The 26676-nt window shown below is 42.0% G+C and carries 23 protein-coding genes; 6 read left to right on the top strand and 17 right to left on the bottom strand.

The features are described 5' to 3' along the window. The first annotated feature begins 75 nt into the window (after positions 1-75). The 4 genes from DX873_RS17765 to DX873_RS17750 all read left to right on the top strand — a co-directional run bounded on the left by DX873_RS17765 (position 76) and on the right by DX873_RS17750 (position 9914). Entirely contained in the window at positions 76-6198 is a 6123-nt protein-coding gene (locus DX873_RS17765) for a T9SS type B sorting domain-containing protein (RefSeq protein WP_181899559.1), read from the top strand. Positions 6199-6219: 21 nt separating this feature from the next. Then, complete coding sequence (locus tag DX873_RS17760) at positions 6220-7110, top strand: PorP/SprF family type IX secretion system membrane protein (protein ID WP_116185845.1); 891 nt, start codon at positions 6220-6222, stop codon at positions 7108-7110. A gap of 159 nt (positions 7111-7269) precedes the next feature. Continuing rightward, positions 7270-7707 carry a MarR family winged helix-turn-helix transcriptional regulator gene (locus tag DX873_RS17755; RefSeq protein ID WP_116185844.1) on the top strand — a complete coding sequence of 146 codons (438 nt, stop codon included), beginning with the start codon at positions 7270-7272 and terminating at the stop codon, positions 7705-7707. 59 nt (positions 7708-7766) lie between these two features. Continuing rightward, the gene (locus DX873_RS17750; RefSeq protein WP_116185843.1) at positions 7767-9914 is read left to right on the top strand and encodes a virginiamycin B lyase family protein; all 2148 of its coding nucleotides are present in this window, start codon (positions 7767-7769) and stop codon (positions 9912-9914) included. Between the two features lie 30 nt (positions 9915-9944). Here DX873_RS17750 and DX873_RS17745 read toward each other — a convergent pair whose 3' ends face one another. The 9 genes from DX873_RS17745 to DX873_RS17705 all read right to left on the bottom strand — a co-directional run bounded on the left by DX873_RS17745 (position 9945) and on the right by DX873_RS17705 (position 19747). After that, a complete protein-coding gene (locus DX873_RS17745) occupies positions 9945-11243 on the bottom strand; it encodes a DUF885 domain-containing protein (protein WP_116185842.1) in 1299 nt (432 codons plus the stop codon). Beyond that, on the bottom strand, positions 11244-12995 hold the full coding sequence (locus DX873_RS17740; protein WP_116185841.1) for a TolB family protein: 1752 nt from the start codon (positions 12993-12995) through the stop codon (positions 11244-11246). It lies immediately after the preceding gene. A gap of 166 nt (positions 12996-13161) precedes the next feature. After that, on the bottom strand, positions 13162-13707 hold the full coding sequence (locus tag DX873_RS17735) for a retropepsin-like aspartic protease (RefSeq protein WP_116185840.1): 546 nt from the start codon (positions 13705-13707) through the stop codon (positions 13162-13164). A gap of 34 nt (positions 13708-13741) precedes the next feature. Further along, the gene (locus tag DX873_RS17730; protein WP_116185839.1) at positions 13742-14833 is read right to left on the bottom strand and encodes a DUF2911 domain-containing protein; all 1092 of its coding nucleotides are present in this window, start codon (positions 14831-14833) and stop codon (positions 13742-13744) included. Positions 14834-14854: 21 nt separating this feature from the next. Beyond that, complete coding sequence (locus tag DX873_RS17725) at positions 14855-15586, bottom strand: S1 family peptidase (RefSeq protein WP_181899558.1); 732 nt, start codon at positions 15584-15586, stop codon at positions 14855-14857. Between the two features lie 10 nt (positions 15587-15596). Beyond that, positions 15597-16976, bottom strand: coding sequence for an alpha/beta fold hydrolase (locus tag DX873_RS17720; protein ID WP_116185837.1), 1380 nt, complete (start codon positions 16974-16976; stop codon positions 15597-15599). A 202-nt stretch (positions 16977-17178) separates the two neighbouring features. Further along, positions 17179-18267, bottom strand: a complete 1089-nt coding sequence (locus tag DX873_RS17715; RefSeq protein ID WP_116185836.1) for a helix-turn-helix domain-containing protein — start codon at positions 18265-18267, stop codon at positions 17179-17181. Between the two features lie 416 nt (positions 18268-18683). Continuing rightward, on the bottom strand, positions 18684-18944 hold the full coding sequence (locus DX873_RS17710) for a hypothetical protein (RefSeq protein ID WP_116185835.1): 261 nt from the start codon (positions 18942-18944) through the stop codon (positions 18684-18686). Next, positions 18944-19747, bottom strand: a complete 804-nt coding sequence (locus tag DX873_RS17705) for an SOS response-associated peptidase (protein WP_116185834.1) — start codon at positions 19745-19747, stop codon at positions 18944-18946. Before DX873_RS17705 ends, DX873_RS17710 begins: the two co-directional genes overlap by 1 nt. A 72-nt stretch (positions 19748-19819) precedes the next feature. Here DX873_RS17705 and DX873_RS17700 point away from each other — a divergent pair, with 72 nt between their 5' ends. Next, a complete protein-coding gene (locus DX873_RS17700) occupies positions 19820-20134 on the top strand; it encodes a hypothetical protein (RefSeq protein WP_116185833.1) in 315 nt (104 codons plus the stop codon). A 1-nt stretch (position 20135) separates the two neighbouring features. Beyond that, on the top strand, positions 20136-20444 hold the full coding sequence (locus tag DX873_RS17695; RefSeq protein ID WP_116185832.1) for a hypothetical protein: 309 nt from the start codon (positions 20136-20138) through the stop codon (positions 20442-20444). Here DX873_RS17695 and DX873_RS17690 read toward each other — a convergent pair whose 3' ends face one another. The 8 genes from DX873_RS17690 to DX873_RS17655 all read right to left on the bottom strand — a co-directional run bounded on the left by DX873_RS17690 (position 20445) and on the right by DX873_RS17655 (position 26550). Continuing rightward, positions 20445-20888 (bottom strand): hypothetical protein, encoded by a 444-nt coding sequence (locus DX873_RS17690; protein ID WP_116185831.1) that lies wholly within the window; start codon positions 20886-20888, stop codon positions 20445-20447. Then, a complete protein-coding gene (locus DX873_RS17685; RefSeq protein WP_147296692.1) occupies positions 20885-21247 on the bottom strand; it encodes a hypothetical protein in 363 nt (120 codons plus the stop codon). Before DX873_RS17685 ends, DX873_RS17690 begins: the two co-directional genes overlap by 4 nt. 9 nt (positions 21248-21256) lie before the next feature. Further along, on the bottom strand, positions 21257-21727 hold the full coding sequence (locus DX873_RS17680; RefSeq protein ID WP_116185829.1) for a hypothetical protein: 471 nt from the start codon (positions 21725-21727) through the stop codon (positions 21257-21259). A 116-nt stretch (positions 21728-21843) separates the two neighbouring features. Further along, positions 21844-22041 carry a hypothetical protein gene (locus DX873_RS17675; RefSeq protein ID WP_116185828.1) on the bottom strand — a complete coding sequence of 66 codons (198 nt, stop codon included), beginning with the start codon at positions 22039-22041 and terminating at the stop codon, positions 21844-21846. Continuing rightward, the gene (locus DX873_RS17670) at positions 22034-22261 is read right to left on the bottom strand and encodes a hypothetical protein (RefSeq protein WP_116185827.1); all 228 of its coding nucleotides are present in this window, start codon (positions 22259-22261) and stop codon (positions 22034-22036) included. Before DX873_RS17670 ends, DX873_RS17675 begins: the two co-directional genes overlap by 8 nt. A 1-nt stretch (position 22262) precedes the next feature. Continuing rightward, positions 22263-23768 carry a hypothetical protein gene (locus DX873_RS17665; RefSeq protein ID WP_116185826.1) on the bottom strand — a complete coding sequence of 502 codons (1506 nt, stop codon included), beginning with the start codon at positions 23766-23768 and terminating at the stop codon, positions 22263-22265. Beyond that, positions 23756-24463 (bottom strand): LamG-like jellyroll fold domain-containing protein, encoded by a 708-nt coding sequence (locus tag DX873_RS17660; RefSeq protein ID WP_116185825.1) that lies wholly within the window; start codon positions 24461-24463, stop codon positions 23756-23758. The genes DX873_RS17665 and DX873_RS17660 overlap by 13 nt, the downstream gene beginning before the upstream one ends. Further along, complete coding sequence (locus tag DX873_RS17655) at positions 24460-26550, bottom strand: hypothetical protein (protein ID WP_147296691.1); 2091 nt, start codon at positions 26548-26550, stop codon at positions 24460-24462. The genes DX873_RS17660 and DX873_RS17655 overlap by 4 nt, the downstream gene beginning before the upstream one ends. Positions 26551-26676: the final 126 nt, after the last annotated feature.

Here is a 26676-nt window from a genome sequence, read left to right as displayed (position 1 = left end):
CAACCTCTATTAACCAGATTTTTATTCTTTCTTCTGATACTTTTCCTGGGTTCGGTACAAGCGCAAACCGTTGATATGACCGTTCAGCAGGGACCTAATGTAGATGTGATGGTTACTGTGGGATCGGCAAATGTGGACCTTTCCACCTTTGAGAACGATCTAGAACAAGCCATGTACAACAAAGGAATTCCCCTTGGTAAACTAAGGGTGGAAGCCTTCCAGAGAAGTACCATTTCTTCCGATCAGGCCGATGCCAGTGATATTTTTAACAGCTGGAACGTAATGGATTTCAATGGAGCAGAACCGCCAAATCCGCACAATTATCTTAGTAGTGCCGGCGGTGGTGCCTATAGTGGTACCTACTTCTCGTTTGACAGCAATACCAACCAGATAATTGCGGACCCTGTTGCCAGAAACTCGGGCAATTACGGGGTTGCTATGTATGATCCAACCGGGGATGTAGCAGATGGAACCATTTCTGCCACTTTTGGACTTTCGGGAGACCCCTATGTGCATGCAGAGGTGGGCTTTATTTTTAGAAAGGTAGACAACGATAATTTCTATGCATACATTATAGACAACCACACTTATTGTGGTAATCTTCAGAGCTATGCTCCGGGAGATGGGTACCCTGCAGAGGCCATCTTAAAAAGAGAAAATGGGATTACCACCATTTTGGCGGTTAATACCAATAGTGGAACGACGGGTTCCGCTACCTATGGATGGGATGCCAATAGAGCAGACATGTTTGGTGCTTTTTACAATGGTCAAGCCATCGATTTTAGGATAGAAATGAGCGGCGATGACATTAAAATTTCCAGAAGAGGTGGTGGAGGTACTGCCGGAACAGATTGGATAGAATCCTTCAATATTACTGATACGACACATTCTTCCGGAAGTTATGGCTTCTATGTTCACGAACAACAAAATGCATACTTCAAGGATATTGCCATAGAAAAATTAGAATTGAGGGCTTTTAAAGATGTACTTCGTGAGCCCCAATGGAGAAACAGCGCATTACGTTTCAACGTCAACTTGGATGATATTGAGGTTGCCGATTTTGATGTTGACTCCGATCTTTCCGAAATATTGATGCGTACCATCAATGAAGACATTCACTATATAGGTTGGGGAACAAATGCCAACCAGGCACAGTTTGAGCGTTTTATTATACAGAACAATACACAGGGAACCTTCATCAACAGGGATGCCGGAAGTTGGGCCACCTGGATTGATGATATGGCCCAATACATTTACAACCAATATCTCTTTGGTACAGTGACCGCTGGAGATTATTTCATTGCGGGGACTTCGGTTGAGATTGATGTTGATCCTGCCGAGATGAAGACCAACACGGCCAATGCCAGTTACCCAAGTGGTAGATGGAAGATTACCCATGATGAAACCTACTTTGACAACAACGAAGGAAAGGTCTCGTGGAACGGGCTTTATCTAGAAGATGTTCCTGAATTCTTCGAAAAACCGGGACAGTATACCTTCACATTTGAAGACATGCCCACTGCGCCATCAATTTTGTTCTTTCATAGAAAGCCAATAGCTAGTTTCACCTATAGCCCATCCACAGGAGTGTTCAACAATACTTCATACGATTTGGATGGTGGTGCTAACAACGGTATTAACCAGAATGAATGGAAATGGAAATCAGTGGATGCCGCATCTACCGACGATTGGACCGTTGGTGTCTTTGATAAAAACGCAGTACCTGATGGTGAATATTTGGTAATGCTCACAGTTCAAGATCATCAAGGTACTTGGAGTAGCCCAACAAGTGTGTTTATTGAATTGGACGGAAGCGGTTCAGCGGGTAGTACAGATTTACCTGTGGCCCAGTTCAACATACAACCTGATGAATTATTTACCTATTCTGGAAATATGTCCATCAATATTGAGGACAATTCAATAGACCCTTACGGTAGAACGATTGCTACTAACGAATGGATCGTTACCCAACGTACCTACGACAATGATGGTAATCCAACAGACACCGAAATCTACAATTCCACTACCCCAATGACAGATTTCTCGGCATACAATACACTTTCTGCCGATTATATCATCAGTCTTCGGGTTCAGACAGATACCGGAGTTTGGTCGGAGCCTTTCTATCGTACCTTGGGCATAACCCATGATACAACGGATCCAACAATTTCCGCTACACCTTCCAGCGGAAGCATTGATACCGATACAAACATTGTTTTAGCCTTTCAAGACGAAGGTACAGGCAGTGGGTTCGATGTACAGCGTTATGTGCTGGTTCAAGATGTAAACCCTCCTGCAACAGGGGATTCAAGTTGGAGTTCATGGAGCAATAGTCAGTCCAAGAGTGTTTCGTTTTCAAGCGGAGGAACCGGTTGGTACATCCATGCTGAAGCAAAGGACAATGCCGGAAATACAGCGGCAAGTACTTTTGGTCCGTTTGATATTGCTTTGGTAGTAGCAGCCAACAATGATTTAGCAGTGGTCCAGGAAGATACCACTTCAGACCCAATAGATGTGTTGTATAATGATGTTTATGATACCAATAACACTCCAACAATTACCATTACTGTTCAAGGAACTAGGGGAACTGCTTCGGTAAATGGAAGCAATCAGGTAATCTATATTCCAAATAGCAATGAAAATGGTTCGGATACAGTTACTTATGAACTTGACGATGCAGGAACTGTGGTAACTGCCACCATAACCATATCCATCACTCCAGCAGATGACCTGCCGATTTTCACTCATCCCACATCGGCTTATAATGTATCTTCTGCGGTATACTCTGGTAATTCCTTCGATGTAACAGGACAATTGAGCTCACTTTATGGGATTGCTTTCAATGATGATGGCACCAAAATGTTTGCCAGCACCTATGATAGAAGGGTTGAGAGTTATAACCTTAGCACGCCCTACCAAGTATCTACTGCTACCCATGTAACTAGTCTCGGATTAACTTCAAGATCACAAGGAATTGCGTTCAACAACGATGGAACAAAGTTTTACCATACAGGTAACTCAGGCGCAGGAATTGACGAGTATGTCATTTCCACTCCTTTTGATCTCTCCACGGCCACCTACAACCAAAGGTTTACACCAAGCGAAGGAAGCAATTACGATGGTATTGACTTTAGTTCCGATGGTAGTAAAATGTATTTGCTTGACTACAATGGTTCAACGATAAGAGAATATGCCTTATCAACCAATTTTGATATAGGTTCAGCAACTTACACCGATTCTTTTTCTCCTTCAGCGGAGAGCAGCCCCAATGACTTTGAATTGAGTGCTGATGGTACCAAATTGTTTGTTTTAGGGTTTAATCGAGGAATATCAACCTATACGCTCTCAACCCCGTTTGACATTTCTTCGGGAAGCTATGATGGTAATGCATCAGATTATGACACAGATGTCCAAGAAAACAATCCTTACGGTTTGACCTTTAACGACAATGGTTCGAAATTCTATGTTGTGGGTGCCCATGAAGAGGTTTTTGAATTCAACATGATTGCCGTTGTGGAATATGCCGAGAATGACACAATAGTTGTTGTTGATGCCGATGCCAATGACGGAGACGGAGGATCAGCTGATGATGGCATTAATTACGGATTGGCCACAGGAGGAGATAACGATTACTTCAGCATCGATGGTTCAACTGGTGAACTTACCTTTCAAACTCCACCAGATTTTGAGAGTCCAGACGATGGAAACGGAGATAACGAGTATCAAATTACCTTAAGAGCAACTGATACAGGTGGAACTACAGATCAATCCATCACTGTAAAAGTTACAGATGTGGACGATACACCCCCTTCAGGGTATACTGTATCCATCAATCAAAGTGATATTGACATCTCAAATGAAACCGCAATTAGCTTCACCTTTGCCGGAGCAGAAGTAGGAGCCACCTACAACTACACTTTCAGTAGCGATGGAGGAGGTACCAATGTTACAGGTACTGGAACAATTAGTAGTGCAACTGATCAAATTTCAGGAATAGATCTAAGTGGTTTGGGAGATGGAACCATAACCTTGTCGGTCACCCTCACGGACACCAATGGTAACGAAGGAGATCCTGCTACCGATACCATTGCTAAAGAAACTGATGCAGATGACGACGGAGTTAAAGATGATACCGATAACTGTCTGAACACGGCTAATGCCGATCAGTTAGATACTAATAACGATGGCGAAGGTAATGCATGTGACGACGACGACGATGGAGACGGAACTTTGGACGTTGATGATGACTTCCCATTAGATCCAACTGAAGATACCGATACGGACGGGGATGGAACAGGTGACAATGCCGATACCGATGACGATGGTGATGGAACTCCGGACACCAGCGATGACTTCCCGTTAGATCCAACGGAGGATACAGATACCGATGGTGATGGTACTGGTGACAATGCTGATACCGATGACGATGGGGACGGAACTCCTGACGTGGACGATGACTTCCCATTAGATCCAACAGAGGATACCGATACCGACGGTGATGGTACTGGGGACAATGCCGATACCGATGACGATGGTGATGGTACTCCGGACACCAGCGATGACTTCCCGTTAGATCCAACGGAGGATACAGATACGGACGGTGATGGTACTGGTGACAATGCCGATACCGATGATGATGGTGATGGTACTCCGGACACCAGCGATGACTTCCCATTAGATCCAACTGAAGATACAGATACCGACGGTGATGGTACTGGTGACAATGCCGATACCGATGATGATGGTGATGGTACTCCGGACACCAGCGATGACTTCCCGTTAGATCCAACGGAGGATACCGATACCGATGGTGATGGTACTGGGGACAATGCCGATACCGATGATGATGGTGATGGTACTCCGGACACCAGCGATGACTTCCCATTAGATCCAACTGAAGATACAGATACCGACGGTGATGGTACTGGTGACAATGCCGATACCGATGATGATGGTGATGGTACTCCGGACACCAGCGATGACTTCCCGTTAGATCCAACGGAGGATACCGATACCGATGGGGACGGAACCGGGGACAATGCAGATACTGATGATGATGGGGATGGAACCCCTGACTCAGAGGATAATTTCCCTCTAGATCCAGCAGAGGATACCGATACCGATGGAGATGGAACCGGGGACAATGCCGATACCGATGATGACAATGACGGTACTCCTGACTCTGGGGATGACTTCCCGTTAGATCCAAATGAGGATACAGATACCGATGGAGACGGAACCGGGGACAACACCGATACCGATGACGATGGGGATGGTACTCCTGATTCCGGTGACGACTTCCCGCTAGATCCAAATGAGGATACAGACACCGATGGGGACGGAACCGGGGACAATGCGGATACCGATGATGATGGGGATGGAACCCCTGACACGGAGGACCACTTCCCGCTAGATCCAAATGAGGATACCGATACCGATGGCGACGGAACTGGGGACAATGCCGATGATGATGCCGATAATGATGGCACTCCAGATGATGAAGATGCATTCCCTACTGACCCAAATGAAGATTCGGATGCGGATGGTGATGGAATTGGAGACAATTCTGACAACGATGATGACAACGATGGTACGCCCGATCAGGACAGCGATGGGGATGGTCTTGGGGATAATATGGATACAGACGATGACAATGATGGTATCCCAGATTCTGAAGATGACTTCCCAACTGACCCTAATGAAAGTTTGGATACTGATAATGACGGTATTGGTGACAACTCCGATACAGATGATGATGGAGATGGGTATTCCGATGAAATTGAAGACTCGGAAGGAACAGATCCTCTAGATGCCAATGATGTACCTGATGACAATGATGGAGATGGTATTCCAGATAGTATAGATGACGATGATGATAATGACGGAATAGCGGATGGAACCGATGCCTTCCCGAACAATGATGAACCTTCTTTGGTTCCGGCACAGGCATTCACCCCTAATGGTGATGGTAACAACGATGCATGGATTATTCCTGGTATCGATAACTATCCCAATAATGTTGTGAAGGTCTTCAACCGATGGGGGCATGAAGTTTTTGCAACACGATCCTATCAGAACGATTGGGAAGGATTCTACAAAAGTAGAAGCGAAAAGCTACCTCCAGGTTCCTATCTATACGTAATTGACCTAGGTGACGGAAGTGCTCCGCTACAAGGATGGATTTTTATCAACTATTAAAAACAAGACAAAACCAAAAACATGAACCTAGTAAGTAAATTATATATTTTTCTAGCGATATTCTTGCTGTCCTTCATAGCAATAGGTCAACAAGACCCCAACTATTCTTTCTATCGTTATAATATGAACATCTATAACCCGGCTTTTGCAGGTAGTTCCGAAGGAGCGGAATTTACCTTGGGCATAAGAAGTCAATGGGCCGGGATTGAAGGAGCTCCAGAAAGTCAAAGTGCCATTTTTGGCATGCCAGTGGGTAAAAATGTCGGACTTGGGGTTTCCATCCTCAATGACCGTACCTTCATAGAGCAACAGACATGGATGGCTATTGACATCTCCTATTTCATCCAATTGGATGAAGATCACAAACTGTACTTTGGTATCAAGGGAAGCGCAAATTCCTACGACGCCAATACAGACGGATTGGTCACCTATGGTATAGGACAAGATGGTACCCTAATGGATTATGAAAGTAGGTTCACCCCCAATGTGGGGGCTGGGGCCTATCTAAAACATGACCGTTATTTTGCATCCCTGTCAGTTCCAAAGTTGCTCACTCCAGATCGTTTGCAAGAACGTGACGGTAACGCTTTTTTAGGCGCAGACAGGTTGCATGCCTACCTCAGCGGAGGGTACAGTTTTATATTGGGAAAAACAACCGATCTTAAGACAATGGCCATGTTAAGATACGTGGATGCTTCTCCAGTTTCTTTAGAACTGACAGGTATTGTGGATTTTGGGGAACGATTTGAGTTTGGTGCTTCCTACAGACATGATGAAAGTATAAGCGGACTGTTCTTATTCAGCATAAGCAATGGGTTTAACCTTGGATATGCCTATGAGACGGCCATTCAAAATTCCATTGATGGATTGGATAACAATACCCACGAACTCTTTATGCGGTTGAAAATGTAGATTGTACAAATCTTTTAAAGCACCACAAGTTTCTGGTGAAAAAAACGCCCTATTATAATAGGGCGTTTTTGTTTTGCTCCCTTATCAATAATCTTTTAACAGTTAATATGGTTTTATTTATTTGATATATCAATTATATTTGTATCAAATATTTAATTAATGCTAGGATTACCCTCTCGTACCATATTCTACCTTATTGAGCGCTCCATTAAGGAATATCGCAGATTTGCCCAGAAAAACATTAATGAATTAAGTCATGACATCACGGTAGATCATGCCCTCATACTATTCTTCATAGCGGATAATCCCAACTTGTCACAATCAGAAATTGGTAATTTAATCTTCAAGGATAATGCATCGGTTACACGAATGATCGACCTTATGATCAAGAATGGGTTTCTGCAACGGGATATTCATAAAGAAGATCGAAGAAAATTTAGGATTACACTCACACCAAAAGGTCTTCAAACCAAAAAAGGTTTAAAATCAATTGTCCAGTTTAATAGGGCGCACGCACTGGAGGGAGTTTCTGAGGCAGAAATTGACCAATTGGCAACAATCTTGGAAAAAATCATATCAAACTGTACTAAAACCTAGGTTACCCCTAAATCGAGTAATACTCCACACAAATTTTTAACAATCATAAAACACACAAAATGAAACTGTTGACCCAATTTCTTCTAATTCTTTTTAGCATTAACCTATGTGCTCAAGAAATTACCAAACTTCAGCTCGACCAAATTATTTTTACAGACGGGATATTCGTTGAAAAAGACGGCACCATCTACGCAACCGAAGGTTGGGACGGGGATAAAATCTATGAGGTCAATCCCAATGGAAAAATAAAAGTATTCGCTTCTGGTCTCAAGGGCCCTATAGATATTGCCAAGGGCAAAGACGGTTTCTTTTATGTATCGGAATGGAAGGGTGCCCAACTATCCAAAATTGACCCAAAGGGGAACGTAAATCATTTTGCCACCGTTAAGCCAGGTCCTGGTCCCATGACTCAGGACGCATTGGGCAACCTTTATGTCACGCACAATGTCAATGATGGAAAGGGCAATATCTCCAAAATTACTCTGGATGGGCAAGTAGAAATTTTCTCAGAAGACGACAAACTTATCAACCCAGGAGGAATTGATTTTGATTCAAATGGAAATCTCTACGTATCCAATTTTAACAATGCGAATATTGTCAAAATAAACCCTTCCGGAAAATCCAGCATATTAGCCACAGTACCAGGAGACAAACAATGGCGCACAGGGCACCTTAAGATCATTGACGATACCATCTATATTACCGCGCTCATGGATCATCGGATTTACAGGGTCAGCTTAGCTGGCAAGGTGGAAACATTGGCAGGTACTGGAGAGCAAGGTCAAGGTGTTGGCAACGCACTGTCAACTAAGTTGGCCAATCCAAATGGACTCTTTTTCAATGAGGAATCCAACGAATTGTATTTCACGGAGGCTTTTGCAAAGACCGGCTTTATTCAAAAAATAAAGCTTCCTGATAATCAAAATACGTTTCGCAGTGCATACTATGCCGGAATAGCTTTTAGGGAAACTCCATATGCCAACATTTTGGGTACACGACCATTGCCAAAAGAAAAAGCGGAGAAGGTCAATCATTTTCAGTTTGATTACGACAAAGAAGGGAAATTGGTCCGTGTGCGCCATCTATTAAATGGAAAAATCAAACCATTCTCCGATCGTTTTGTAAGAGGGTCCCATATAGAGATAACATACCAAGGCAATCAAGAAATCCGAACATTTTATAATGAGCATGGTCAACGCTGCGTGGTATCTGGGGATGTGTACAAATCCATTTTTACCACGGATGATAACGGTGACAGAACTTCGTTGAAATTTTATGGAGTTGATGGCAATCCTATTGAAAATGATTTTAGGATAGCTTCTTACGAATGGAAAACCAACTTAGATGGCACCGTGGTTGAAAAACGATTTGACATCGATGGAAACATCCAACGAAATAGGCCTGGTTTTGGTTACTACATTACAAAGTTTACCTATGACCACCGCGGACTTTTACGTTTAATGACAAATTTGGGTAAAGAAGGAAAGGAAATAACGCCTGATGACGCTGGAATAGCTCACACCAAAATTGGCTATGACAACAATGCCTTTTTTGTGCAATGGCTCAATCTGGACAAAAACGGTAAGCCGAAAAGGGGCATGAGCAATATTGCAGAGATCAAATATACCCCTGCCCCACTCTACGAACATGAATCGGCCACTTTTGTAGATGCCGATGGAAAACCCCAGACCACCAACTGGGGCGCCCATATTGTTAAATATACCTTCGATAATTATGGCAATGCAACATCGCGAAGCTTTTATGGGATAGATGGAAAGCCAGTAAACGCCAATAACGGAGTAGGTTTAATCAAAACAACATATACCGCGGATGGCATGCACCAAGTCAATAGGGCATATTTTACTATGAACAATGTTCCAACCCACATAAATGGAACCGAAATTCATGAGGTGCGAACGGATTTCAACACCAATAATAAACCGGTCAGTAGATCTTTTTATAATCTATCGGACAGTATGGTGAATGATTCCAGTCTTGGATATGCAACTGAAAAATGGATCTATGACTCCCAAGGACGATTAATTGAGCGACAGTTTTTAGATATCCAGGGGAAAATGGCAGACCACTCCACATGGGGAATAGCACGCATGGTATATACCTATTTGAATGATACCGAGCTCAAATCGGTAGATTATTATAAAGCAAATGGCAGTAAAGATCAGGCTGTTTGGAATCCTAGGCATTAATCAGGACAGGCAAAGGAGCAAATGAATCTTTTAATTTGCCCCTTTGTCCAATCTTTTTTCTAAAACACTGATTGGAATATCGCCGTGCTTCAAAAGTTTTTCATGGAACGTTTTGTAATCAAAGTCGGGGTCTTTTTTAGCATTTTCAAGAAGCCCTAAGAATACCTTTGCTCCATATTTATATGAAATCACCTGAGCTGGCCAACGCTTCATTCTATTGATCTCACGAACTCCTATATCATCTTTGTCTGTGATGTGTTTTTTCCAAAAAGTCATAGCTTCCTCATCCGACCAACCGTAATAGTTTAAACCTACATCTAGCGAAACCCTAACAGAACGAATTAAATCCCACTCCCACTTTCCATATTCATCATAAATGGTTTCATATACCCCTAGAACATCTCCCAAATGTTCCACATAAGCTCCCCATCCTTCCACAAAGCCTGCATACCAGAACAAATCCTGTATCTCTGTTCTCTTTACAACACGGTTTACAGATGACTGATAATGGTGCCCAGGTATTGCCTCATGGGCAAAAAACCAACCAAGCTGTCTTCGGTTAAATGGTTCATCAAAAAAGTTGAAGTAAAAGGTATTATTGGCATAATAAGCGGGGGCATGCGCCAATGAAGGATTGGTCCCCCTGGCAATATGGACTTCAGGGATGTCATTGATGTATGGAAAGAGATTGACGGCTATGTCGCCAATATTACTTTTGATTTTTTCAAACTCCGCTTGTACCCCACTTGCACGTTCAATAAAGAACTTTTCATCGTCCAATCCGCTATAAAAATCTGTTTCAGAAAGTCCAGATGCCTGTTGAAGCCTTTTCATTTGTGCTTTGACCTTTTCAATTTCCAACAGGCCAAACTGGAACATTTCTTTGGGTGATATCGAGATATCCACCCATTTTTTTAGCAGATAGGCATACCACTCTTTTCCATTTTCAATATGATAAACACTCTTGGAATCATCTAGTTCATCTGAACCTTTCCATTTTTTTTCCAAGGCTAGGCGCTCCAAATTAAGCGCCGTTTCATAGATTAAAATGTCATAATCCAATTTTTGGTATTCATCCATTTTTTTAAGGTCCACGTGTTTTAGTCTATTTTGTAAATCCCTAAAAAAAAGTTCTTGCTCCCTTATACTTTCAGCTCCCTGGATAGCTTGCATATTTTGCACATAGCTGATGTTGATATACGTTATGTCCAACTTTGCATATCCCTTAAGGAAATCGGCACGTAGATTTTCAAAATTTGGGTCTTGCGCAAACAAGAACTGAAAACAAAACATCATGGGCACAAGCCCTTTTCGTAGTAGACTTTTCATCTATTTCCAATTGTTTTTATCAAATCGTACTGCGTAGATGTCCAAATGCCCATCAAATACCTCGGGGTTTTCCGAGTCCCGGGTCGAGGTAAAAATCAAATATTTTCCATCGGCCGTTACAAATGGACTCCCGTCCACGCCATTACTGTTTAAGGAGCGCATATTTTTAGGGTGACTCCATGCATTGTCTTCTTGAAAAGATATGTATAAATCTGATACCCCGAGGCCTTCTTCCGCATACATGCGGACAAAAACCATATAAGTTTCGTCAGGTGAAACGTAAGCATCGGACTCTAATAAATTAGTATTGATATGGTTTGGCAGCCTCTCGGCTTCCTGATACTTTCCGTCTTCAAATCTTGATACATAGATGTCATAGCTGGTATCTTCATACTCTCGACTGAAATAGAGATTCCCGCTATTGGTGATCATCGGGTAGTACTCGCTTAATTCGGAATTAATTTCACTTGGTAGAAGTTCAGCCTTGGACCATACTCCATTTTCTGATTTGCTTCTCCATATATTTCCGTCTCGACGAGAAACATCATCCGGAACATTGCCCCGCATTTTAAAGTATAGATAGTCTCCATTTTCCGTAATCTGGACATCGCTGGCGTCCGTGTAGTACTCCCCTCCTATTTTTACCCGTTCCGGCTCCGAAAATATCCCATTTACAAATCGGCTCCGGGTAATTTGACGTTCTGAGAAATCCTCTGTTGCCCTGGTATAAAATATTTCACCATTTTTCATAGATAGACTTCCACCGTACTCCACCCCAGAAGTGGTTAGATTATCTACCTCCAACCTGATAGGCGTTACTCCAACATTCACAAGATAGTTCTCAAGTCTAAGCGAGGTATCCTTAAACTTTCCGGAATCAAACGGTACAATATAATGGTTGAAAAATGTATCATCATCTGTGCTGTCCCTGCTGCTAGTAAATATTAAATATTTACCATCTTGGGTTACAAATGGGCTACCATCATAGCCATCTGAATTGATTTTGTCACCCAACCACACAGGTGCCGACCAAGTTCCATCCATATTATAGCTGATGTACAAATCCGACTTTCCTATATTTTGTCCTCTTTCAAAACCAGCAAAAATGAGGTAGGACTCATCGGGAGCTATAAATGCATCCCCTTCCAGTTTTTGTGAATTGATATATTTGGGTAAAGCTTCAGGTTTTTGGTATTCTCCGTTGATAAGCTTGGAAACATACAAATCACTATTTCTGGATTCATGTGGGGTAAGGGAAAAATAGAGATTTCCGCTTGCCGTTAGCCAAGGGTAAAACAGATTTTCCTCTACCTCACCTCCATAAAAAAGATCAGGGTCCTGCCATTTTCCTCCTTTTCTTATCGATTTCCAGATATTCCAATCTGAAATGGTGTCACCTTCAAATTCGGGCATCAATGAGGAAAACAACATGAATTCACCTTTCTCATCCAGATAAATATCTGTATGAGGTATTCCTTCGGGAAATTGTATGGTCTCCAGACCTTTAAAGGTGCCATCCGAATAATCTAATTTGTTTATAACGGATGCCGATTTACCCATCTTGGTATAAAAAAGTTCATGGGTTTGAGCAACATAAACATTGTTCCACTGAATGGAATCCGTAGATAAGGTTCCCTCTCCCAACTTAACAGGAACGGTAGTATTACTATAGGGTTGAAATACATCCTGCTGCTTTTTGCAACTGGACAAAAAGGCAACGGCCATCAAAAGATAGAATACTCTTTTTTTCATTTGTTTTCTGGTTTTTATGGCAATTTCTAACCTATTCTATGGTCGTTGGGGAGGTTGCATACTGCTGAAAACATCTCAGCAGTATTTGTGCAACCTATTGTCCTTCAAAAAACCTAAAAAGCTTGCTCATTTCATTGCAAACATTGATTTATCCCCAACTAATCCACTAATTTTTCACATATAGTGAAAGGTTAACATAATCGATTATCGCCTTATAATTTGTTAAGAGGTCGGCACCAATAACTCCATCTACCGGTTCCAATCCAAATCTTTCAAAGGCCTTGTTCACGTGGTCCATATCAATCAACATCAAATTCATGTCGTCGATCTTCAAGTCACCCAAAGTCAATTGATTATTACTGGAAGCTTGCATTTGCATATTGCTTGTTCCTGCCCCAGCGGCTTGCAACTCGGACTCCTTCGATTCCATTTTAAATTTATCCTTGTTCTTTCTGTCCATCAAAGTGCCGCTTGCCCCAGTATCCAAAATGAACTTGGCCTGTACTCCGTTTAAAACACCTGTTAAGTGCAGGTGACCTGATGGCAGTTTTTGCATTTCCAGTTCTGTATATCCTGTATCAGACAAAAAGGCTTTCAACGAATTCTTGTCAGCATTGACACTCCTGTCTTCCTGTGCTCGGATATTTGATCCCAATGCCATTATCAACACAGCAGAGAGCACTAGAAATGATTTCTTGTTCAGTTTTTTCATTTGTGCTTGAATTAGCTCAGAAATTAAAATCTACCTACGATGGAAATTGATAGTTTCCTGCATTGATTTCGGAAATGATCTCCCTGATTCTGGCTTTTCTAGGTTCTGGGGCCAGGTCTAAGGCTTTATTGGCTCCGTTCAAAGCTTTTTTCTTATCTCCAAGGAAATAATGCGCCAAGCTTTTGTTCAAGTGCAAAAACCATGCTTTCGGAAAGGTTTTAAGATTCTGGTCGGTCAATTTCAGGCCCTGCTCGTAAAAACCATCTCGTAGCAATGTTTGAGTCAGATAGTTGGCCTCCCAATCCTGTGTTACCAAATCTTGTGCTTGATCTAAGGTTGGTTGCAACTCCTCAGTTTTTCCCAACTTGGCGATCAGATTGACCTTGGTCACCAGATTCCGGATGTCCCTATGGGCGGCAAAACCATTGTATCCTCCATTTATGGAGCGATTTACCCACTCGTAGGCTTCTTCCAAATTGGTATCATGATCCAGGCACCATCTTGCGGCATCATTCCAGGCTTGCCAATGATAGGTATTGATACCCCTAAGTTCGCTACGCAAGCTTTCCACCACTGTTTTATTCAGGTCAACTTCTATTTTGAAAGGAATTCTTTTCTCACCCCATTCCAAACCAATGACCAAAGAGTTTTCTGTCCTGTTCAAAAACTCGTAATCCAACTGTTCTGATGTGGTACAGGTTTCAGGTTGAACAGTTACCTCCATTGTAATATCATTATCTCTATCTAAATAGTAGCTTCCCCATTGATTATAATTATGGGCAAAAAGCAAAGTGTAGGTATCATTTTGTGGAATGATGTGTAGACCATATTTTCCAGCCTGTAACGGTTTTCCCTCTATTTTTACATCAGTGGAAAACTCTATAGTGGTGGCCATATTGGCCCCTGCACGCCATGCTATAGGGTCTCCTCCCTGTGGAATTACATCGTTCCAAACATCTCGGTTTCGTACTGCGGGACTTCCATAATCCAATGTAATCTCAGTAATCCCCAATCTTTGGGTCTCTTGTACCCTGGGGCTTCCTTGAGGCATATTCAAGGTATGAAATTGTGCAGCCAGGTTCTGCGTCAAAAAAACTGTCAGTAAAACAATTATTGATGTTCTCATCTTATTTATGGGTTTTAATATTTAGTTATTGATGATTGTTTGAAAATATTTGATCGAAGCAGGTTCAAAAACCATTTTGTTTTCCTTCTGGTTGAAGTACCCCATGGATACTAATCCTACCACCCTGCCTTGCGTGTCCAAAACAGGGCCGCCACTGCATCCACCGTAGTTTCCTTTAGGAACATCCAAGCTTAAATTGCCTTCTTTGGTGTATCCGATAAATGAACCTGTTACATTTACAGGCCTTGTTGTATTGTAGGGGTAGCCTAAAAACCTGACCTTTTCTCCTTCACTCAAAGGTTCTTCCCTAAGGGAATAAATCTGAATGCCTTGCCGAATCTCTCCTTCGACTTCAAAAACCAACCAATCTCCTTTTGGAGGCATTACTATGGCTTCCTGTTTGTCCTCATTGATTAGTTTGCCAGCCAAAACCTTGTTCTTTTTGTTCTTTTTTGAAACAAACTCCCAAGACTTGAGTTCGTCATCAAAACTTATGGTCTTCATGCTATCCGTTTTTGCAAAAAACAGCACGTGTTTGGCCGTGCAGGCATATAGCTTGCCTTTATGTTCCAATAAGAAGCCGCTTCCGGCATGTGGATTATCAAATTTTGGGTTCTTAAATTTTACATCACTGACCAAAACAGAGTCTATCTGGGCATGGGAACTTAAATCTGATGTAATCTCCAGGTTGACCTCTTGAGCTGTTATATGACATGCAAAAGCAAGTACCGTACAAAGCAATAAAATTCTCATTTTCGTCAAACTATCCATTAAGCAAACCCTGCATCCACTTTATACTCTCCCTGCCAATCTCCAAGTTAAAGTTATCTCTTGCATGACTGCTATAGCTACCATTGCCCAAGGTCTCTGAATTCTGTTGCATGGACGTGAAATTTATAAATCCATGGTCCGCATTTTCTATCACTTTGAATTTTGCATTGCTTCCATTCTTGTTTACCAAGTCCACAATCCTTTTGGGGCCTTCTTCATTTATTGCCTGGATATCAAACTCTCCATGCATAATAAAAACATTGGTTCTGGTTCTTGTCCATACTTCAGGAATATCTATATCGGCCAAACCTTGCCAAAAAGTGATATGTCTTCCTATATATTGTTCTGTTTTGAGTTCATTGAGATCAAATAGTTGTCCATAACTTTCCTTTTTTGCCAATTCTGCACCAGATAATTTATGAACCAACATGTCATCGTTGAACTTTAAATTGATTTTGTTGTTCTCTTTTATTTCAGCTTCGGAAATCCCAAAGTGTTTTGGTTGTATGGTGTATAAATCCACCATATAATCGTACCATTTTTTGCCTACGGTTCCATAGGCCATGATTCCCTTGGGCTGTTTTATTTCTCCCAACAAAGGGGCAATTACCCCACCCATGGAGTGTCCGAACAAAAAGATATTGTCGGTATCTATTTCTTCCATTGCCATTAAGTCTTTGTAACCTTCTTGGAAAGCCTGCAGTTCTTCGTTAAAATTAATTTCGAAGCAGTTTTTTTGACTTTCACTTTCACCTACTCCTGGTTTTTCCAAGCGGTATACGGAGAAACCAGCGTCCACCCAGGAACGAATCAATTTCATATAAGGATGGTCTGGTGCAAATGATAGGTCGATGGAGCCACAAGTATAGCCCTGTAAAAAATATACCACCGGGGTATTGCTCCGATTCCTTGGGGTATATAATATAGAGCGCAGCATGTTGCCCTCATACGAAACCGTACCGTAGGTTACCTCCGCGTTTTCATAGCTTTCTTTGGGTCTGGCAATGCCTTTACCAGTTTTTGAAACACGTGTTCCATCCAAAATATACTCTAGGGTAATATCATCTTCCGCTCTAAAATCAGCAAGTATTTCAAAGACATCTCGATTAGAGCTCATTTGTTTACCATTGATTTTTTGAAGCACCGCTCCGCTCTTCATGCCCAAATTGTTCGCGGTACTGCCTGTCACCACCTCCGAAATATATAGTCCGGCACCCGGTTCCAGTTTGAGCTCGGTCGCCAAACTATCTGTCAAAGGCTGCATCATAATTCCCAACGATGCTTTTCGTTTGAGTTCTTGCGCCTTGGAGCTTTTGGTACATCCAACAATAGAAATAATAACCAGTAATCTTATCAGCAGTAAATGTCTCATGAATTGTTTTTGAATTTGCGAGTGGTTAAAGAGGTTTTAATGGAGCTAAAAAGAAGTCCATAGAACCGTGGCAAACATACCTGATTGCCGGTCTCGGGTCGTCTGAATACACGCAAATGCATAAATCAGAACCTATTTTTAAGACTCATTTAACAGCGAACCGGGGATATGGGAACGCTTACCACTTAAAATGAAGAATTGTTTATCCGTAAAGGGTAGCGATGTGATTTTTTCTAAATGAAGACGGTGTTTCTCCAACCATTTTCTTGAAGACAACATTAAAAACAGATTTGTTGTTAAATCCTGATTCGTACAGAATGGCCAATATGGTCATATTTTCATCTCCGCTTTTTAGTAGAGCTTTAGCCTCTTCAATACGGTAAAAATTAACAAAATCATAGAAGTTACCTTTATAGAAGGTATTGATCAGAATAGAAATATTACGTGCCGATTGGCCCAAGGCCTGGGAAAGGTCCCCAATTTTTAAATCTGCTTTTTTGTACAGCTTTTCATTTACCATTAAATCACACAATCGGCCGTAGCTTTCCTTATTTATTACGTCGCTGTTGGGTTCCTTCTTCAACTTAACGGATAAATTGTTATAGAAGAACTCTGGGCTATTCAACATTAAAAACAATAAAACATTGGAGAGCACAATGAGCAGTATCATTCCAGAAATGGTCAATGCGGTGGAAAGCATCATTGAAATTGTGGGAAATGAACTTACCAAAAACAGTATCCAAATGGCTAGGAAAACCGCGAGTACTTGTTTGATCCATTTTACAATCTTCTTGGGTACAGTATTTCTTTTTTCCGCGGTATAGACCATCCAAAAAGAAATTAAAGTGTAGCTTATTATTTGTACAAAATAAAGATTGAGGTAGGTGTTTCTTATGTAAAGAACCGAGTTGAACCATTCGTTCCTGATTCCAGCATAGAGGGATGAAACCAAGATGACATTCAACAGAAAGAAAATGAAGAATGGAACAAAATGTAGGAAATGCTTTTTGAACGGAGCATCTCCTTTGGTTATATTAATTACAAACAAGTAGAGGAATGGAGCATAAAAAAATAGAAAAGAGTTCAATATTATCCCACTACTCAAGAGCAAACTATTATCAGCAAACCTAAAGTTGTCCATCAGTAAATTACTCAGTATGGTTAACCCTTTCCCTAGCAAGAAGAATGAAAAAATATGGATAGAATTGTCCAACTTTTTCCTATGGTACCAAATCAACCCCGCAAAAAGTAAAAAATTAAACGCTGCTATTCCCTGTAAAAAGCTCATCATACTCCAACATAGATTGTAAGACCATAAATATCGTAATTATTAAATGTGATAGAAAATTGAGCAGCTTTTCAATTTAAAAATATATCCCAAGAGAAAATTTTACTGTTGATTGATGCAAGAATTGGAAGTTACTTTAACACAGTAATTAGAGTCGATTTTTGGTCATGAAGTGCATCACCTCAGCATGATTAAAGCGCACTAACTCTTGATACATGTAGTTTTAGTGAACAATAAACAACAAAGCCCCAGCATAGCTGGGGCTTTGAGGGTGTGATCGCGATAGGATTCGAACCTATGACCGTCTGCTTAGAAGGCTAATATCTATTATTTGTTTATCAATGTGTTATATAGTTAACTAGAAAAAATTTGCAAAAAATTTGCAAAAATAGTTGCAATCTGCCAAACAACAGAATACTTTAATCCCACGGGTTGCCATCCACATTTTGATGCTTTTTGCCGTAACGCTCAATGACCACGTTCTCACTAATGCATTTCACATCTGTTTGGTTAGGTATCTTTCCTACCCTAAGTTCAAAATGGAGTCCAGTATTTTCCTGTCTGAATAGATAATAATCAAAATTCAGCGTCTTCAGGGAATCGATTGGACTATTGGCGAAATCCCAGAAGTATTCCTGACGCTCTTCTTTTGAGAGATTATTGAAGGTTTCAATGTCCATTACCCAAAAAGTGTTGAGGTTCCAAACCCAGCATTAAGATTGTCCAGGTTATCGTTATAGGTCTCCATCTGTTTGATGTCGAACTTTTGTTGTGCGACCACTTCCGGGAAGTGTAGGGGTTCCAATACCTCAGGAACATTGTTTGGCTTGTTCCCTGTCGTAGCTGTTCTTAAAACTGTAAATGCCTCCATTTCCTGTTCCGTATCACATTGGAACATCAACTGTCTGATCTGTCCCTCGTTTATGGAGGAATCCAACCAATCACCCCAGTAATACGGGTCCAACATTATGGGCTGTCTCTTCTTCTGGTTGTGTACATGCAGCATGAACCCATTGGCATCTGTGGTCAGTATCGAGGTATATCTGACACCATCGATAACATTGTACACTCCCAACAGCCCTAAATATGTCTCGTGTATAGGCTTGACCAAATGTGGGTAAGAATCCTTCTTCACATAATAAGGTTCAAAATAACCTGTCACCGGGACTATGCACCTCCGGTCCAAGATGGCATCCTCTGTTCTGGCATTCTCAAAAACATGTTCACTTTGGGTGTTGAGGGATTTACCTCTAAGTATCTTCCATCTTTCCTCTACATTCTGGGTATTGGGTTCCACAATGCCCCATTTCATCACTTCGATATGCTTTGGGTCCTCTTGGGTAACGGCGTTGAACTCTCCATGTGAAAACCCGTTCATCCAGAAGTAGAACCTATATTGGTTGGAGTGGCGCAACTGGGCCTCCAGTTCCCGCTCCATTTGTGACTGGGACTTTTCCCTGTTTGAGGTTGAATAGCACATCATTTTGAGGTTGAGCTACCAAATTACCAAAAACTTTAACTTTTTACAATTGGAAATGTTCCATATTTTTGGATTATGTCCGAATATGTGTTCCGTAACCATTCACGGAAGAGCCTCCGCATAGTCCTGGTCGAGATTGGAGAATATAGGTTAAGGGAAGCTTTCCGTAAAGAATTCATGCTGTTCCCCAGCAGCATGAACGGCTTCTATATGGAATATGATATGAGGCGCAACTTCTTTCTCTATTTTAAAGGAGAGGACTCCCAGGAACCCACTTTGATGATGAAAATCAATGCATACTACATCCCAAAGGATGGATGGGAACTTTTCGGCCTGAGAAGAAACCTGGACAACAGAGGGCCAAAACCCGAAAGAACCGGACGTTATTAAAATGGGTTCTGAAATAAAAAAAGTGGATCTTATAGAACTCGAAAGGGTGTGCCAGGAGGTACTTCGCCTGGAGTACAGGCTGTTCAGAAAAAACATGAGGGACCCCCATTTTGTGGATTCAAATTATAAGGCCCATAAGGAACTACAGAACATGATGTTCAATGTGCGACAGAAGATCGAGGACAGGGTCTATATAAGCTCCCATGCAGAGAACTATCTCCAAGCACAGATAATGCTCACTGATTATGTGAAGATGGGAAGGGAATATGGTCTGAAGTATGGGAAGAAGTTGGGCGTTATGAGGGATTGACTAAATGAAAAATCTCCAAGGTTTGATAATCCCTATGGAAAAACCAATGGCCAACGCACTAAAAATCCACCTCCAATCTTTTTTGTAAATAGTATTCTCTGAAACCATTGTGTTCTCTGATTCCTTGACACTTGCAATGCTGTCCTTTTGTTTCACCAACTTTTCCAATTGGGAAATCTTAACCTGTAGCTGGTTATTATCATTGGTGAGAATTTCAATTGAATCTCCATCGACCACAAAAACCTTTTTGAACCTGACAACCTCACCAGTAACAGTATCACATATCTGCTCAATGGTCAATGCCTGGTTCAGGACCGGGGCCTTTATCATCTCTGATTTTACGATCAACGTATCGGAAGTCCTTATTTCAGTTCTAAGGACTTGCTTTTTTGTCTTGCAGCCCAAGAGTAAGAAAATCAATATGTAGGTCCAGTATTTTTTCATTCCCAAGTCTCAACCAATGTTTCAACCTCCTTTAAAATAGTCTTATATTTAGGGGATTCGGTGCCAACAAAAACTATATTTCCATTTTTATCTTCATAAACATCCCTGACCTTTCTAGGCTCGCTCCAAGAACACTTCCCGTCAGGGTGATAGACGGCACAACTATCGTTTGAGTTTGGATATATGGTCCTATACACAAACAACTTCCCATCCTCTAGTTCCACCTTGTCAATCGACTCGATATTTTCAAAAAGTGGTGACCAAAGACTAAAAGAAGATATAGCGTTGCTTTGTGACTTCTCAAGTTGCCCAAAAACCATAATGGGCATTAACAATAAAAGATAGGTGATCAATCTCATGATTTAATTCTAATTGTTTCTCTCTATCGGATAGTCTCGTTTCCATGCCCCGCCAACAATTTTGTACACGTAGGCATCATTACATTCATTTTTGTAGTCCCCGTGGATGAATCCACTTTTCTTGCCGGTTTTGGGGTCAATCGTATGGTAGACCGCCAACCTGGTATACGAGGTGTGGTTGATCAAATACTCCAACAGGATTTCCCAGTTTTCCGCAAAGTCATCACAAGTTATGTCCGTGGCACCAAGATAAGAATAGACATGCTGGCTAAGTCCGCTTCTTTTTTTGATCAGTTCCCACCACTTGGGCCTCCATGAGCTTTTAAGACTTACATAGACATGGATTCCGTGCTTCTTGAACATCAGCCGGTCTATATGGACCAGGTAGTTCATGTGGCACACCCGGACCTTTTGCTCTATTTTTTTGTCAAAACCTTTTCCGGTAATATCGTAGCTCGCTATGTCACCTACTGGAAACATCTAAAACAAACATTTAAAGAACATCCAAGCCAAAAACCATACGAACAAGGCCATCAAGAAATTAGGTGCCTTAAAACTGTATCGGCGCTTCGTGGTCAACCATCTTACCAATCTTTTCATTTCTTCCTTTTTAGACTGTCCACAAATGCATCGATATCCTTTTTATAATACCGATAGACCATACGTGATAAAAAATAGGTCAGAAAACCTACCACAACCTTAAGGAACAACAATCCCCATGGTATAGTCATTGTGCTCACCAATGTCATAATAGCGAAAACCACTTCAACGGATGTCTTTAATTTTTCAGGCATTGTTTCCTCCTTTTCTCTTTTTGATGATTTCCACAAGTACAATTGGAGCAAACAATAGAAGTACTGCCCCAACAAAGACCCATTTCTCAATATTGAGATTTTCCGATAAGGTATTTGTCGCATACCTCACAACCTGTATGGTAAGCAGTACACTACCAATTACAATCGCAATCTTTTCTCGAAGGGAGTAGTCACCCCATTTTTCCTTGATCTTTGTCATATCAATTCGTTATTACTTTAGCTAATCTTCCCCCTATTTTTGCCCTTCCAAAGTTTATCACCTTTCCCTGTGTAGGGGAACTCTGCGCGGTCACATCCACAAGGGCCAAATACTCCTCCAAATTTGTCCAACCGTCTGAATCAAAATCGCCCCAAGAACCTTGTGTCAAATCTCCATACTCAGTCAATTCCCAAACATCCGGCATACCGTCCGCGTCAGTATCCCATCCCACAGGTCTTGAAGCCGATATAGTTCCATGGGACAGGTTGTGGAAATCGATATATATCTGTTCTGAAGTAAATGTCTCTGGATCGTTCTCATAGACCAGATGAGAACCCTCGCCCCCCGATATTATCGATAGATAATGGTCATCGACCATATCCCAATCCTTTACAACGCTCAAATCATTGGCTATGTGTCTATTGTTCCCCGCTTCCTGAGTTACATGTACAAAAGTTGAATCAGCAGAAATGACCGGAACTGGATTGCCCAACAATGGGGTATATTGTGTCGATGCAAAAAAAGAAGGGCCAAGGTCAACACCTCCAACTCCAGAACGAAATTCGTCCCAAAGGTCACGGTCATTGTCCGTCTCCAAAAACAAGCCTTTACCGACAACGTTGCCTTCCGTAAATATTACGGGCAGATCCGTTTGCTGGGCCTTGTTCCTTGCGTCACCGATAGTTGTCCTTATTCCGGGTTCATAATAGTTGTTAATGTGGTTCAATTGGGTGTCACCGTTGATAAAGGTCAGCCTGCTCTGCCAATCCCACGTCAAATTGTTTATCACATCGGCCCTACCATCGGAATTAATATTGGGGACCCTATGTGATATGTTGAAATAAAGGTTCCTGTGCGCGGAAAGATTTCCCGCCAACGAAGGGTCCGTGGAATCACCTAACAAAGTCCCAGTCTTTGACGAAGAAATGAACATGTTCTGAAAGGTGATGTTCTGATTTGGATTGCCGCCATACGCCCTAGTGCTATAACCCTCGTCACCCCCCCAAGCTGCCGATACATGGTCAATTATTACATTCTCGACAGAAATAAGTTCAAATGCATCATCACCGCTATAGTTCGGGCGATGGGAAATATACCTGATAACGATATTGTCGGTCTCCTCTGCCCTCCATCTTCCGCCAGTGACCACAATCTTGCCGGGGGCGGTCTGGCCCGCAATGTAAAAACCGCCGTTTGGATTACCGTCCTGGTCAATGGTCATGCCGTTATAGGTGTTCTCAATCCCATTCTCGCAAGCAACATTGAAGATTACAACACCCCCAGTGGAATTTACACCTGAAATCGCAGCGGAAAGACTACCTGCACCGGAAGGATTACAGTTATCGACAAAGTACAGCGGTCTTCCGACCCAATCCTTTGTAAAGGCTCCCGCACCATATGCACCTTTAAAGGCCAATAATGGATTATCAACAGCTGTCAATGTGGACTGCGAGACACCTTGTCCAAACCAAAAGAAAACCAATATTAAAGTTGTTAGGCCGCGCATTTTTCATTTGTTTTTTCAAATCTTTTTCTATTGTTGAAGGGAACGACCAATATTATCCACCATAGGTACATGAATTCAGCTTCAATAGCTGATATCTCACTTGCGCTCAATACCCTGTTATAAATCCTTATCCATGCAATGCTCCCCGTCATCTGTGAGGTGCTGTCCGAGCGGCCCCCTATGGTAACATTGCTTGCATTGGTGGCCGTTCCTGAAAATGCGGCATTGAGCCTTTCGGTCCCATCGTCCCTCAAAATCTGGGTAGTGGTGGAGACCGTCCATATGTAAAGGTCCGTACCGCTGTAGAACGTATTTGATGACTGGACTATATTGCCGCCCCCAAGTGCGGTGTTAAGGTTGTTCCCATCCTGTATGCCCAGCATATATTGTACAGAGGAACTTGTTCCCTTAGCGATGATGCTGGAAAACGATGTCGGATGGGTGCCGCCCATCTTTACAACTATACTGAACTCATCTGTTCCGGGTGTAAAATCGATATTTGTACTTCCGATATCGATCTGTCTGTCCCCTAAAAAGTTAAGGTCGGTCGGCGGGTCGTCCACCGAGTAGACGAGTCCCGGTAAATCCCGCGAATCTGATGGCCCGGAATTGGCCTGTTGTTGGCTTGCCAACAATAAATCCGGCACTTGTGAGAAACCCAAAAAAGGAATCAATAAAAAGAATATCCGTATCATAGGTTTGTGTAATAGTAATAAACAGTCCCTAAAATGACCTTTACCGTCAAAAGCTGGTCTGTGCTTGCTGAAAAATCGGTTGTTCCAGGCAATTGACTGACCCCTGTATCTGTTGAGAAAGGGGCTGGCTCAGCTGCTAAGTTCAATTTAATTTCTGCCACAGCACCGTTCTTTGGCGTGGCGTCTATAGTCCATGTTGCCGTATCAGTCGTGCTGTCGTCTTTCTGAACATAATTGTCCAATGGAATGGTAGTTCCTGAAAAAGTGCCTGCCAACGGAACATTGACACCGATTACGGTATCACCGGGACCAGCGGTGGGTTCTGTATTGTTGACATCATAGTCCCAGACTACAATATTGTCCGTTGTTGTAACCCCAGCACCATAACCGGTTGCATCTGAACCTATCTTTTCCGACAACAAGGATGTAGTTCCATCGGCCAATAATATCTGATCATTTGTACCACCTTGTTTTACAAAGCCTCCAGAGGCGGTCAGGTTGCCCGTTGTGCTATTGAATGTAAATTCGCTTCCAGTGGCAACATTGTTATCCACGGCGGTAAAAATTAAATTTGGATTGTCACCAACTGCCGGACTCAACTGCCACCAATCCCCAGAATTATCACCATTTATAAGAACATCCTGACCCCGCACTGTAGCTGTTGAAGTCAGGTTCCCAAAAAATGTATTGTCCGCTGATAACGACAGGGTTGCTTTTGTTCCCGTTGGAACATTCCCTACATCTATTCCTCCTTGCTTTGTATTATCAACAGGGTCCTGTACCAAAGGTGTGGTGTCGTCTGTAGGTAGGGAAGAACCACCCACGATTTCATCTTGATAGGCCAAAGCCCTCCATAAAGTGCCGTCGTAATATTTCAATCTGCTTTCGGATAGGTCCGAGTACATCGTTCCTTCTGTAGATGTTGGTTCAGTATCGGTAACTATAAAACGTAAATGGTTAGGCTGGAGATAATCTACATTGGATATCCAATTCCCGTTCATGTTCAAACCTTGGGTTGCGATGTGGTTACCTAGGTTGTCCGCACTTACTCCACTCAAGAGACTAATACCGTTCCAAGTCATGTCGGTATCGGTCACTATCAGATCCTGCGAGGCGGTCAATGCTGAAGGGTCGATTCCGAAGTTGTTGGAACTTCCCGAAACCGCATCTGATACAGAGAACCTGATCTTGTCATCCAAAAAATACAATGCGCCAAACCCTGCACTGACCCCCAGCCCCGTCAAAGTGGAGTTTTTTATCATGAGATAGGAATCATCAGTTGCTAGTCCATCTACGGTATTGTCAATAATGGTATGTGATTCGGTAAATGTCTTAACCCCTCCAATACTCTGCGGTCCGGTAACCACTACATCATCCGTTGAATCTGTATCAGTGTTCGCGTGATAGGGCTGTATCGTTACTCCTATGTCACTGGCTTTCGAAAGTGTTTCGTCGGCTACAATGGTGTTGAGTTCAGCGAAAGTGTCTATATCTGAAGTGGAAATTCCTCCGGTGGGACCTCCAACATAAGGCGACAAATCTACAGTATAGGCTGGGTTCCCGTCATTTTCAATACTCAACCTCAACTCATCATTAACAATTTGAAATTCATTCACTTGTTGATTATCTGTACCTGAATTGGCTAGCTGTGACAAATCAACTGTTGCTGAAGTTCCATTTTCAATATCAATTTGTAGTACATTTGATAAATTGATGGAGGCCCCTGTTAAATTTTGATCATCAGTACCCGCTCCAGATGAGATTTCATCTAAAGTTTCAAAAGCTTTCTGTACCGTATCATCTAAAGCCGAAAGATTTCCATTGAAGTTTGTAGTATTTAAGGGCACCTCATCCCCGGTTTGGTCATCGGTCCCTGATGCAGTGGGCAACAAGGCTTTAAAATCGCCAAATTCGATGCCCCTAACTATTCCATCGACTTTTTGCACCAAAATGGTGTCAGTGTTAATTAAAGTGACTTCTGATGGTTTGTTTGGCATTAAAGGGTATCCTTCAGGGGTTACCCTTATTTGTGCAATGGACATGCTTGTGACAAGCAGTGTTACAATTAGTAAAATCCTCTTTTTCATTTTATGGGTTCTATTGAGATTTGACCATTAGTTATTGTGATTTGGAACCTGCCCATGATTATCCGTTTAGTTGAAATTGACCTCGCATTATTCTTTCTTTCCAATATCAAGTAGATAATTACAAGG

The sequence above is a fragment of the Flagellimonas nanhaiensis genome (assembly GCF_003382275.1).
Lineage (GTDB): Bacteria > Bacteroidota > Bacteroidia > Flavobacteriales > Flavobacteriaceae > Flagellimonas > Flagellimonas nanhaiensis.
Note: the sequence above shows the minus strand (reverse complement) of the source record. Positions and strands in the feature narration are given on the sequence as shown.